Here is an 11,706-nt window from a genome sequence, read left to right on the forward strand (position 1 = left end):
GCGGCAAAATCATGCGCCGACTCCTCCGCGACATCGCCGAAAACCGCGAAATCGGCGACACCACCACCCTCGCCGACAACACCGTCATGAGCCTGATCACCGAAGGCCTGAGCAACCAGAAATCACCAGAGGACTGACCGGACGCGGACGAGGCCCCACCAGGACGGCGGGGCCTCGTTTCGTCGCGGCTGGGCTACCGCCGGCCGCAGGTCGCTTTCGATCACCGGGCCCGTTGGCCTACCGTCTGCGGGTGACCGACCAGCCGTCTGCCTTTGCCACGGGGTTGCGCTCGGCCATTGCCGCGGCCGGGGTGACGATGGAGCGGCTGGTCGCCGACCTGCGAGAACGGGGAACGCCGGTCAGCCTGGCCGCGCTGAGCTACTGGAGTTCCGGGCGCAGCAGGCCGGAGCGGGCGGGCTCGCTGGCGGCGTTGGCCGAGCTGGAGGACCTGCTGGGGTTGCCCGCGGGCGGGCTGCGCAAGCTGCTGCCCGAGCGCAGGCCGCGGGGGTGGACGGCGCGGCGGGAGGTCGAGCCGGTGACCGGGGCGGCGCCGTGGCACCGGCCTGACCAGGTGCGCGGCGTGCTGGAGCGCCACGACCTCAGCCGGGACCAGCAGCTGAGCAGGCTCAGCGCGCACGACCAGGTGGAGATCGGGCCGGACCGGGACAAGCGGGTGCAGCACACGCGGCAGGTGCTGCGCGCCGAGCAGGACGGGGTGGACCGGCTGGTGGTCGTCTGCTGGGGCGACGGGCCGGACACGCCCTCGCCGGAGGTGGTGGCGGTGCGCAACTGCTCGATCGGTCAGGTCGACGTCGACCACGAGGCCGGGCTCACCGCCGCGGAGCTGGTGTTCGACCGCCCGCTGGCCCGGCGGGAGACGATCGTGGTCGAGCACGCGCTGCACACCGAGCCGCCGCGGCCGATCGCGGTCAGCCACCAGCGGATGAGCAGGCTCCCGGTGCGGGAGTACCTGGTGGAGGTGCGCTTCGACCCGGCGGCGCTGCCGCACCACTGCGTGCAGTTCTCCGAGGTCGACGGCGAGGAGCGGGTGCGCGCGGTGGACCTGGACTCGGAGTTCACCGCCCACGCCCTCGGGCTCGACCTGCCCGCGGGGCGGTACGGGCTCCGCTGGTCCTGGTGACCCGTACACTGTACGACATGACTGACGAGATCCTGGCCTGGTTCGCCGAGTACGACGCCCGCGCCGCCCGCGCCGACATCGAGGGACTGGCCGACCTGGCCGTGTTCCCGCTCAACGTGGTCACCGACATCCCCGGCGGCACCGCGGCCGCGAAGTCCTGGGACCGCGCCGAGTTCGTCGCCGTGATGACCGAGGTGATCGGCGAGGGCGCCACGATGCGCTCCACCCGCACCCCGCACCCGCTGGGCGACAACCTCGCCGTCGTCTTCACCGACGCCGAGGCCGTCTTCGAGGGGCAGACCGTGGCCCTGCGCTACGCCGACATCCTCGTGCGGACCCCCGACGGCTGGGCCTTCCAGACCATGGTCCAGCCGGGCCACGGCGCCGGGTGGGAGCGCTCCGAACGCGGGTGATGTGGCAGGCTTCCCCCACCCCGAGCAGAGGAGAACCGCAGGTGATCACCGTCGTTGGCGAGGCACTGGCCGACCTGATCGCCGGGCCGGATGGGCGCGCGTTCACCGCGCACCCCGGCGGCAGCCCGGCCAACGTCGCCCTCGGCCTCGCCCGGCTGGGCGCCCCGGCGCGCCTGGGCACCCGCGTGGGCGAGGACCTGTTCGGCCGCATGGTGCGCGAGCACCTCGCCGCCGACGGTGTCGAGGTGCTCGCGCTGCCCGCGCTGAGCACCCAGACCAGCGTCGCCTTCGCCGCGACCGACGCCGCGGGCGTGGCCACCTACGACTTCCGCCTCGAATGGGACGTCACCGACCTGAGCGCGCTGCCGGTGGACTCCCACCTGCACACCGGGTCGCTGGCCACCCTGCTGGAGCCCGGCGCCGCCGTCGTCGAGGACGCCATGGTCCGCGCGCGGGCGGCGGGCGCCACCGTCTCCCTTGACCCGAACGTGCGGCCCTCCCTGGCGGGCGAGCACGGCCCGGCGCTGGCCCGGGTCGAGCGCCAGGTGGGGCTGGCCGACGTGGTGAAGGTCAGCGAGGAGGACCTGCAGTGGCTCTACCCGGGCGCGGACCCGGTGGGGGTCGCCCGGCGCTGGGCAGGCCTCGGCCCCAAGCTCGTCGTCGTCACCCTGGGTGCCGAGGGCGCGCACGGGATCTCGGGGGCCGCCGACGTCCACCGCCCCGGCCCCGCGGTCACCGTCGTCGACACCGTCGGCGCGGGTGACGCCTTCACCTCCGGCCTGCTGCGGTGGCTTTCCGGCCTGCTCGGCTCCCCGTCCCGCCTCACCCTGGACGCCGCCGCGCTCACCGCCGCCCTGGACTTCGCCAACGCGGTGGCCGCCCGCACCTGCGCCCGACCGGGCGCCGACCCGCCCCGACCTGACGACCTCGACTCGGTCTGGGGGCTGCTCCCCGGCTGACCGACGACGACCCTGCGTGGGTGCGGCGGCGGCGGGACAGTGGCGTTCGGGCGATTGGCGTGCCCCAGGCGGGCGAGATCTCCGTTCGTGGACTGACTGAGGGTCGTACACTGGGTACGCTGCGTATCCAGGAACTTTTTCACGCCCCGGGGGAGCGCGTATGCACGACCGGACCGCGCACGGCGGCGTCCTCGACTTCGACCGGCCCAACCAGGCCAGGCTGGTCGACGCCCTGCTCGGCGGCCGGGACAACTACGCGGCGGACCGCGCGCTGGTCGACCGGCTGCTGAGCCTGGACCCCGGCGCCCGCCAAGTGGCCCGCGACCACCGCGCCTGGGTGCTGCGCTGCCTGCGGATGCTGGTCACCGTGCACGAGGTCGACCAGTTCGTCGACCTCGGCTCCGGCCTGCCCACGGCGGACAACACCCACCAGATCGTCCAGCGCCACAACTCCGCGGCCCGGGTGGTCTACGTCGACAACGACCCTGTGGTCCAGGCGTACGGCCGGGCGCTGCTCGAGGAGAACGAGCGCACCCACATGGCCTCGTGCGACCTGACCGAGCCGGGCGCGGCGCTCGCCGCCCCGGAACTGGCCCGCCACCTGGAGCTCGACCGGCCGATCGGGCTGATGATGTGCTCGGTGGTCCACCACATCCTCGACGACGGGGACGCCGGGAAAGTCGTCCGCGCCTGGCTGGACGTGCTGCCCGCGGGCTCCTTCCTGATGCTGACCCACAACTGGGACCCCGGCCACGGCGAGCACAGCGCCCTGGCCCGCAGGCTCGACGCCGCGTTCACGAACACGCCGCTGGCCGCTGTGCACCGGAGCAGGACCGCGATCAGCGGCTACTTCGACGGGTTGGAGATGGTGGACCCCGGTCTGGCCCTGCTGCACGAGTGGTGGCCGGACGGCCCCCGGCTGCGGCCGCTGTCGGGGATGAACCACCTCGTCCTCGGCGGCGTGGGGCGCAAGCCCTGACCAGCCCAGTCCTGATGAGTTCAGTCCTGATGAGTTCAGTCCTGATGAGTTCAGTCCTGATGAGTTTCAGTCCTGATCAGCCCGTCCTGACCAGTTCAGCGCTGCTCAGTCCGGCCCTGACCAGTCCAGTGCTCAGTTCAGTGCTCAGTTCAGGGCGCGGTGCGCGAGCAGCGTGCCGCCCGCCATCGCCGCCGGGAACACGATCAGCGCGGCCAGCGGGACGAGGCACAGCAGGTAGACCGGGACGGCGAAGCCCAGCGTGCGGGCCCGGTGGCGGCGCAGGGCCTGGCGCCGCTGCTTGAGGCCCTGGCCGCGGCGGACGAACGGGATCGCGGTCAGCTCCATGGCCAGCAGCCACGCGCCGACGAACACCGCGAGGACCGGCACGACGGTCTGGCCGAGCACGGGCACGAAGCCCAGCGCGAACAGCAGGATTCCCCAGAGGAGCACTCGCCCGATGAGCAGGACCGCGTCGCGCAGCCCGATCCAGGCCGAGCGGCCCCAGCCGATCTCCCGCGCCGACGGGACGCCGCCGAGCACGGTGTCCTCGACCTCCTCGGCGATGCTCTCGTAGAACGGGCCGCCGATGATCAGGGTCAGCGCGGCGAAGACCAGCACGGAGATCGCCACGGCGACCAGGAAGACCGAGATGCCCACACCGACGCGCAGGATTGTCTGCCAGGTCTGCGACCATCCGTCGGCGAACGGGGTCAGCCAGGTGACGAGGCCGTCGATGTTGACGGCCAGCGCCAGCAGTCCGCCGAACAGCGCCAGGCTGCTCAGCAGGGCCGGGATCGCCCCCTTGACCAGCAACGACCCCGACGACAGGACCAGCCTGAACCCCTTGGCCAACATCCCGAATCCGACCCCGAACTCACGCACCGCGTTGATCACGCGCGCAGTGTAGCGGCAGCTTGACCTCGACATTACTTGAGCTTCTACCGTTCGTACCCACCACAGCAGATGACGGAGGTCCAGGGTGGACATGCAGATGGCGGCGTGGTCGTCGCTCTACAACACGATGCGCGCGCGGTCGGGGCCGGTGCCCACGCGGCAGACCCTGAAACGGGTGCTCACCTTCGCCCGGCCATTACGCCGCAGACTCGGGGTGTTCCTCGGACTGAGCACCCTGCTGGCCGCGCTCGCCGTGGCCACGCCGGTGCTCGCCGGGCGCGTCGTCGAGGCGATCGTCGGCGGGAAGGACTCCGGCGTCATCGTCACGCTGGCGCTGGTCATCGCCGGGGTCGCCGTCGCCGAGGCGGGGCTGGGGCTGGTGAACCGGTGGCTGTCGTCGACCATCGGCGAGGGCATGATCCTCGACCTGCGCACCCGGGTGTTCGACCACGTGCAGAAGATGCCGGTCGCCTTCTTCACCAGGACCCGCACGGGCGCGCTGGTCAGCAGGCTCAACAACGACGTCATCGGCGCGCACCGCGCCTTCGGCGACACGCTGGCGGGCGTCGTGGGCAACCTGGTCACCCTGGTGCTGACGCTGATCGTCATGCTCGGCATCTCCTGGCAGGTCACCCTGCTGTCGCTGGTGCTGCTGCCGGTGTTCGTGCTGCCCGCGCGGCGCATGGGCAGCAGGCTGGCGTCGCTGCGCCGGGAGGCCGCCGACCACGACGCGCTCATGAACTCCCAGATGACCGAGCGGTTCTCCGCGCCGGGCGCCACCCTGGTCAAGCTGTTCGGCCGCCCGGACGAGGAGTCCCGCGAGTTCGCGGTGCGGGCCCGGCGGGTCCGCGACATCGGGGTGCGCAGCGCGCTGCTGCAGTGGGTGTTCGTCACCGCGCTGACGCTGGTGTCGGCGCTGGCGCTGGCCCTGGTGTACGGCCTGGGCGGCGTGCTGGCCCTGGCGGGCTCGCTCGACGCGGGCGCGGTGGTCTCCCTGGCCCTGCTGCTGACCCGGCTGTACTCGCCGCTGACCGCGCTGGCCAACGCCCGGGTGGACATCATGAGCGCGCTGGTCAGCTTCGAGCGGGTGTTCGAGGTGCTCGACCTCAAGCCGCTGATCACCGACGCGCCCGACGCCAAGGCGGTGCCCGATGGCCCGGTGTCGGTCGAGTTCGACAAGGTGCGCTTCGCCTACCCGGCCGCGGACAAGGTGTCGCTGGCTTCCCTGGAGGAGGTCGCGGTGCTCGACACCCGCGGCGGCGAGGAGGTGCTGCACGAGGTGTCCTTCACCGTCGAGCCCGGCCAGGTCGTGGCCCTGGTGGGGTCCTCAGGGGCGGGCAAGTCGACCATCGCGTCGCTGGCCCCGCGCCTCTACGACGTCGACGCGGGCACGGTGCGCCTGGCCGGGACGGACGTGCGCGAGCTGCGGGCGGACTCGCTGCGCGCCACCGTCGGCATGGTGACCCAGGACGGGCACCTGTTCCACGACACCGTCGGCGCGAACCTGCGCTTCGTCCGCCCGGAGGCCACCGACGAGGACCTGTGGGACGCCCTGCGCAGGGCCCGGCTGGCCGACCTGGTCGAGTCCCTGCCCGACGGCCTGGGGACGGTGGTCGGCGAGCGCGGCTACCGCCTCTCCGGCGGGGAGCGCCAGCGGCTGACCATCGCCCGGCTGCTGCTGGCCCGTCCCCGCGTGGTGATCCTGGACGAGGCGACCGCGCACCTGGACAACACCTCCGAGGCCGCGGTGCAGGCCGCGCTGAACGAGGCGCTGGCCGGGCGCACGGCGCTGGTCATCGCCCACCGCCTGTCCACCGTCCGCGCCGCCGACCAGATCCTGGTGGTCGAGGCGGGCCGGGTCGTGGAGCGCGGCACCCACGACGACCTGCTCGAACGCGGTGGCCGCTACGCCGAGCTGTACCGCACGCAGTTCGCCGAGCAGCCCGTCGCCGCGGTCTGAAAAAGTTTTTTCTCCGGTCCTGTCGATTCCGGCCGCCGCCGCCCGTCGGGTTGGTGACGGCCGGAACGACCGGCCACCGCACCGGAGGGAATGATCATGGGCGAGAAGTTCGAGGTCCGCTTCACCGGACTGCTGCCGGGCACTCCCGAGGAGACCTGGACGGCCATCACCGAGAACGCCGCGGCCTGGATGTGGCCGATCACCTACGAGCCGCACATCGGCGGCGCCGAGATGGGCCTGGCGGGCGGCATCGTCACCGCTTGGGAGCCCTGCAGGCAGCTGACGACCCACGTCGAGCGGGCGGGCGGCTGGTTCAACACCCTGAGCCACACCCTCAAGCGGGCCGAGGGCGGCACGCACCTGACCTTCGTCCACCAGGGTGTGCACGAGGACGACTGGGCGACCGAGCAGGCGTCGTGCGTGGCGCACACCGACATCTACTACCACACCCTCGGCGAGTACCTGGCCCACTTCCCCGGCCGCACGGCCACCTACGCCACCGCGGACGGCCCCGATGCCTCCGCCGCCCCGGGCTCCTTCACCACGCTGCTCACCGCTCTCGGCCTGAGCGCCCCGGTCTCCGTCGGCGACGCCGTCCGGGTCGAGATCCCCGGCGTCGGCCTGGTCGAGGGCGTCATCGACTACCGCACCGACTGCTTCCTCGGCTTCCGCACCGCTGACGCGATGTACCGCTTCTACGGCCGCGACGTCTGGGGCTGGCCGGTCGGCCTCGGCCACCACCTGTTCGCCGAGGGCGCCGACGCCGACGCGGCCAGCGCCGCGTGGCAGAAGTGGCTCGACGCGCTCTACGCCTAGGCGATGCCGCCCGCCGCAGGCACGCGGCACGCGCCGATCCCGGCCACGACGGCACAGCTGACGGAAACCACCGCCACGCGGTGATCAGCCCCGCGTGGCGGTGGTTCCGTCACTGGCGGCCGTGGCGCGGGACGGACCGCTCGGAGAAGGCACCGGTCCACGACGAAACGGGAAAGCAGTGAGGGGCGCCGCGTGGACCGGTGCGGCGCCCCTCACTGTCACTTACGCCCTCGCTAGCTGGTGACGAGTCGCAGGCCGTAGGCGCCCAGGATCTCGTTGACCGGCTGGAAGTAGGTCGTGCCGCCGGAGGAGCAGTTGCCCGATCCGCCGGAGGTCACGCCCTGGGCCTGGTCACCGGAGATCCAGGAGCCGCCGGAGTCGCCCGGCTCGGCGCACGCGTTGGTGCGGGTCATGCCGTAGACCGCGCCCTGGGAGTAGCGCACGGTCTGGTTCTTGGCCTGGATGGTGCCGCAGCGCCAGCCGGTGGTGGAACCGGAACGGCACACCGACGCGCCGATCGGGGCCTCCGAGGAGCCGCGCACGGCGACGGTGCCGCCGTTGTAGCGGTTCACGACGCCGCGCGGGACCCACGAGGAGTTGACCTGGACCCAGCCGTAGTCGTTGGTGGGGAAGGACGACCCGCGAACGGTGCCCTGCGCGACCCGGTTGGAGCCGCTGGTGGCGGTACCCGTGCTCCCGCAGTGGCCCGCGGTGACGAAGCCGCCCGAGACCGAGAAGCCGATCGAGCAACGGCTGCCGCCCGGGTAGTAGGCGTCGCCGCCGCGCACGTCGTACAGGGTGCGCGGGGCCTCGGTGGACTCCACGACCGTCGCGGTGCTCGCGGCGCCCGCCTTGGCGACGAACGCCTTGGCGGCGGCCGCCGTGCCGGGGGCGGCGGTGACGACGACGGCGTTGCGCTTGACGTCGACGTACCAGCCGGTGACGCCCGCGGGCGCCTTGGCGGCGTCCAGGCGCGTGACCGCGGCGTCCAGGGTGCGGGCGCTGTGCTTGACCACCCGGGCCTCGGCGCCGTCCGCGCGAACGACGCCCACGCGGGCGGCGTCGGTGACCCCGACGACCAGGACGTTGCGCTCGGCGTCGAACCAGGCGCCACCGAAGCTGGTCGGCAGGGCAGCGGCCAGCCTGCTCTCCGAGCGGGTGGCGTCGGCCTCGGCGGCCAGCCGGTCCATCGCGGCGTCGGCGCTCAGGCCGAGGTCGCGCTGCATGGCGGCGAGCAGCTCGGGGGCGACAGCGTCCTCGGCGATGGCGGCTCCGGGCGCGGCGAGCACCGTGGCGCCGGCGGCAAGGACGGCCGCGGCGACAAGACTCCGTTTCACATCAATCTCCAACAGGTGGGGTGCAGGGGGACACAATCGCGGGGGACCCGCGACCGGGATTTCGGCGACCCTCGCCGCCGAATTCCCAACCGATTCACCGACCCGCCTCACCGGGCTTGTGATGAATCAACCGCCCCTCGAATATCGTCGGCCGCCACTCCGGGTGCAAGGGTGACTTCTTCCCGGATCACAGCGAGGTACTGTGAATTGGCCCATTAGGCCATTCGTGCAGCTCAACGCCGCTACAGAAGGCCACCGACCACCTCTGTTAACTGTGAAACCGCCCCAATGCCAATACGCATGGAAGCGAACACGGGCCCACCCGCTCCGGGCGTAAGGCGGTTATTACGACGGGCCCGTGCCCGCGGCGACACAATATCGACACACGGATCGACAACGATCACCGGGGCGGTGAATGGCTCAGTGGGGCGGTGAATGGCTCAGTGGGGCGGTGAATGGCTCAGCGGGCGCGAAGCGTCAGCCTGGTCCACGCGCCGAGGTAGACGCGGTCGCCGTCGCGCAGCGGGACCGGGGTCTCCGGGCGGATGGGGGCGCTGGTGTCGTTGACGTAGGTGCCGTTGACCGAGCGCAGGTCGACGACCGACCAGCCCTGCGGGGTGGCCAGCAGCTTGGCGTGCGCGCGCCCGACCGCGCGGTCGGCGCCCAGGTCGATCTCCGGGTCGAAGCCGTTGTCGAGGTCGCGGCGGCCCACGAGCATGTCCTCGCCGCGCAGGGCGAAGCGGCGCTCCGCCCAGAACTGGGGGAACTCCAGCTCGGCGAGGTCAGGGCCGCCGAGGCCCCGCACGACGGCGAAGTAGTCGCGGTCGGCCGAGGCGGTCAGCTGCCAGCCGCCCGCGGGCTGGGCCTGCTCCTCGGCGGGGTGGTGCGAGTCGTAGCCGCAGACCTCGCAGAAGCGGGCCGAGCGCTCACCGTGCCCGCGGGGACAGGTCCAGGCGCGCGCGGGCACCAGCGCCTTGCCGCACTCACCGCAGTGGGTGGTCTCGGTCGTGGGGTGGCCGTCCGGGCAGGTCACGGCTGTCCCCGCACGCGCCGGGTGCGGCGGCTGGTCAGGGCGGCGACCTCGGCGTCGATGGCGGCCATGTCCGGGCGCACCCGCACGGTGCCGCTGTCCTGGTCGACCTCGACGATGCGGCCGAGCACGGCCAGCGTCTCGTGCCCGGTGCGCTCGGCCAGCTCCCTGGCCCGGCCCAGCAGCTTCCCCGCCTCCTCGGTCATCCCCGCCTGGCGCGCGGCGAGCCCGGCGTCGATGGCCTCGGCCAGCTCCTGCTGCCCCATCAGGTGCGCGACCTTGGCGTCGATGCGGGTGGACAGCGCCGGGTCGTCGACCCAGTGCGCCCAGACCGTGCGCTGGGCGGACTCGAGCCCGTCGACGGCCATCGACACCCGGGCGGCGGCCATCTCCTCGTCCACCTCGCCCGCGGGGACCTCGACGCAGACGTGGAAGTCGCGCGACTCCTCGCCCCAGTGCCCGGTGGGGTACTCGCGGACGCGGGCGCTGACCTCGACGGCGCTCCCGGTCAGGTCGACCAGCCTCGGGAACACCTGCTTGACGAACCGCACGGTGGCGCGGGCCGGGGTCCAGAGGCGCAGCACGACCTGGCCGAGGGACTTGCCCATCAGCTCGGCGGTGATGGCCCGGAACTCCTCGGCGAGCCCGGCGGGGTCGGTCAGCGCCATGGCCGATCCGCTGAGCGCGTCGGCGACGGCCAGCAGGGGCGTGGCCTCCCAGCCGTCGCCGACGCCGCGGCAGTCGCACACGAAGTGGCCCGCGCAGGCGGCGATGGCGGCCGCGAGCTGCTCGGGGGTCTGGTGCTCGTTGCGGCCGTCGGTGAGCAGCAGGCCGTGCTTGATCTCCTCGGTGCGGTTCTCCAGCAGCCTGCCTGCCAGCCGCAGCCAGGCGCCGATGGCGGTGCCGCCGTCGGCGCTCATCGCGCGCACGGCTTTGCGCGCCTCGGCCCTGCTCCGCCCGGACGCGGCGGCCATGCCGTGCTCCGGGTAGACCTGCCACGCGCTCTCGGTGCCCGCGACGATGGCGAACGCCGTCCCGTCGCGCAGGGTGTCGACCGCGGCGATGGCGGCGGCCTTGGCCTGGGCCAGCTTGGCGCCCCACATCGAGCCGGAGCAGTCCAGCATCAGCACCTGCGCCGCGCTCGCGGGCCTGGCCTGCCGGGGGGCGCCGCGCAGGGTGACCGACACCGCGGCGTACATGGTCCGGCCGCCGAGCGGCAGGTAGGCGTTCTGGTCGACGGCGATGTCGAACTCGGTCACCGGCCCACCGCCAGCACCGCGACGCTGACGTTGTCCCGCCCACCCGCGGCGACAGCGGCCCTGAGCAGGGTGGTGGTGGCCTCGGCCGGGTTGGCGCGCGGACCGGGGAAGGCGACGGCGCCGGTGTCGAGGTAGCAGGACAGCCCGTCGCTGCAGACGAGGACGAGCCCGGGACGGCGCGGCTCGACCAGGTGCGCGCGGGCCGGGAGCGGCGGGGCGTCGGCGCCCAGCCAGTTCTCCAGGCCGTGCGCCAACGGGTCGGACAGCCGGGGGTCGTCGGGGGGCGCGCCGTCGGCGACCAGCCTGCCCGCGGGCGAGTCGTCCACGGTGAGCGCCCGCACGCCCGCGCCGTCGATCCAGTACGCCCGGCTGTCACCGACCCAGCTGACCGCGATCTGCCCGCCGCTGACGACGACGGCGGCGTAGGTGCAGCTCGGCGGCTCCGGGTCGGCCGGGTCGCCCTCCGCGGCCGCCGCGTGGGCGGCGGCCCGCAGCGCTGCCATCCCCGCGGCCGAGACCACCTCCCCCACCTCGATGCGCTCCAGCGCGACCCGGGCGCCCGTCGCCGCGGCGACGACCGCGGCCACGTCGGAGTCGGGCACCGAGGAGACCCCGTCGCACACGACCGCGACCGCGGCCCGGCCCACCGTCCCGATGGCGACCGCGTCCTCGTTGTGCCTGCGCACGCGCCCCACGTCGGTGCCCCCGGCGACGACGCCGAGGTCCACCTCCCGGTGCCGGTCGCGCCGCCCGGACACCCGGATGCGCGGTGGCCCGACGGCCGCGGTCAGGTCCAGGCCGCAGCCCTCGCAGAACCGCCAGCCCGCCAGGGTCCCCCGCCCGCACCCGGCACACGTGCCCGCCTCGACCGCCACACCGCACCTCCTCCCGTCTGGAACCGCCGCTCTCACCACGACC

Annotated in this window: 11 protein-coding genes; 6 read left to right on the forward strand and 5 right to left on the reverse strand. The window is 73.3% G+C overall.

The genetic code is table 11. From position 1 onward, the window contains the following. Positions 1–250 precede the first annotated feature (250 nt). From ACTG9Q_RS30560 to ACTG9Q_RS30575, 4 genes are all read left to right on the forward strand, one after another. Positions 251–1,141, forward strand: coding sequence for an XRE family transcriptional regulator (locus ACTG9Q_RS30560; RefSeq protein ID WP_455576415.1), 891 nt, complete (start codon positions 251–253; stop codon positions 1,139–1,141). 17 nt (positions 1,142–1,158) lie between these two features. Further along, positions 1,159–1,554 (forward strand): nuclear transport factor 2 family protein, encoded by a 396-nt coding sequence (locus ACTG9Q_RS30565; protein WP_455576416.1) that lies wholly within the window; start codon positions 1,159–1,161, stop codon positions 1,552–1,554. A 41-nt stretch (positions 1,555–1,595) separates the two neighbouring features. Then, positions 1,596–2,513: a carbohydrate kinase family protein gene (locus ACTG9Q_RS30570; protein WP_455576417.1), complete on the forward strand. Its 918-nt coding sequence runs from the start codon at positions 1,596–1,598 to the stop codon at positions 2,511–2,513. 160 nt (positions 2,514–2,673) lie between these two features. Next, a complete protein-coding gene (locus ACTG9Q_RS30575; protein ID WP_455576418.1) occupies positions 2,674–3,492 on the forward strand; it encodes an SAM-dependent methyltransferase in 819 nt (272 codons plus the stop codon). A 144-nt stretch (positions 3,493–3,636) separates the two neighbouring features. Here the strand turns inward: ACTG9Q_RS30575 and ACTG9Q_RS30580 are convergent, their stop codons facing one another. Next, positions 3,637–4,386: an EI24 domain-containing protein gene (locus ACTG9Q_RS30580; RefSeq protein ID WP_455576419.1), complete on the reverse strand. Its 750-nt coding sequence runs from the start codon at positions 4,384–4,386 to the stop codon at positions 3,637–3,639. Positions 4,387–4,477: 91 nt separating this feature from the next. Between ACTG9Q_RS30580 and ACTG9Q_RS30585 the strand changes: the two genes are divergently transcribed. Both ACTG9Q_RS30585 and ACTG9Q_RS30590 read left to right on the forward strand, forming a co-directional pair. Then, positions 4,478–6,346, forward strand: coding sequence for an ABC transporter ATP-binding protein (locus ACTG9Q_RS30585; protein ID WP_455576515.1), 1,869 nt, complete (start codon positions 4,478–4,480; stop codon positions 6,344–6,346). A gap of 96 nt (positions 6,347–6,442) precedes the next feature. After that, a complete protein-coding gene (locus ACTG9Q_RS30590; RefSeq protein WP_455576420.1) occupies positions 6,443–7,162 on the forward strand; it encodes an SRPBCC domain-containing protein in 720 nt (239 codons plus the stop codon). A 233-nt stretch (positions 7,163–7,395) separates the two neighbouring features. Here the strand turns inward: ACTG9Q_RS30590 and ACTG9Q_RS30595 are convergent, their stop codons facing one another. From ACTG9Q_RS30595 to ACTG9Q_RS30610, 4 genes are all read right to left on the reverse strand, one after another. Further along, complete coding sequence (locus ACTG9Q_RS30595; protein WP_455576421.1) at positions 7,396–8,499, reverse strand: S1 family peptidase; 1,104 nt, start codon at positions 8,497–8,499, stop codon at positions 7,396–7,398. A gap of 460 nt (positions 8,500–8,959) precedes the next feature. Beyond that, entirely contained in the window at positions 8,960–9,532 is a 573-nt protein-coding gene (locus ACTG9Q_RS30600; protein WP_455576422.1) for an FHA domain-containing protein, read from the reverse strand. Continuing rightward, the gene (locus ACTG9Q_RS30605; RefSeq protein WP_455576423.1) at positions 9,529–10,788 is read right to left on the reverse strand and encodes a VWA domain-containing protein; all 1,260 of its coding nucleotides are present in this window, start codon (positions 10,786–10,788) and stop codon (positions 9,529–9,531) included. The genes ACTG9Q_RS30600 and ACTG9Q_RS30605 overlap by 4 nt, the downstream gene beginning before the upstream one ends. After that, complete coding sequence (locus ACTG9Q_RS30610; RefSeq protein WP_455576424.1) at positions 10,785–11,663, reverse strand: PP2C family protein-serine/threonine phosphatase; 879 nt, start codon at positions 11,661–11,663, stop codon at positions 10,785–10,787. Before ACTG9Q_RS30610 ends, ACTG9Q_RS30605 begins: the two co-directional genes overlap by 4 nt. Positions 11,664–11,706: the final 43 nt, after the last annotated feature.

It is taken from the genome of Actinokineospora lacus, from assembly GCF_053813445.1.

What these genes read in the sequence shown, in the direction of transcription:
- ACTG9Q_RS30575 (WP_455576418.1), top strand. Translation starts at nt 2,674, where the DNA reads ATGCACGACCGGACCGCGCACGGCGGCGTCCTCGACTTCGACCGGCCC.
- ACTG9Q_RS30590 (WP_455576420.1), top strand. Translation starts at nt 6,443, where the DNA reads ATGGGCGAGAAGTTCGAGGTCCGCTTCACCGGACTGCTGCCGGGCACT.
- ACTG9Q_RS30565 (WP_455576416.1), top strand. Translation starts at nt 1,159, where the DNA reads ATGACTGACGAGATCCTGGCCTGGTTCGCCGAGTACGACGCCCGCGCC.
- ACTG9Q_RS30585 (WP_455576515.1), top strand. Translation starts at nt 4,478, where the DNA reads ATGCAGATGGCGGCGTGGTCGTCGCTCTACAACACGATGCGCGCGCGG.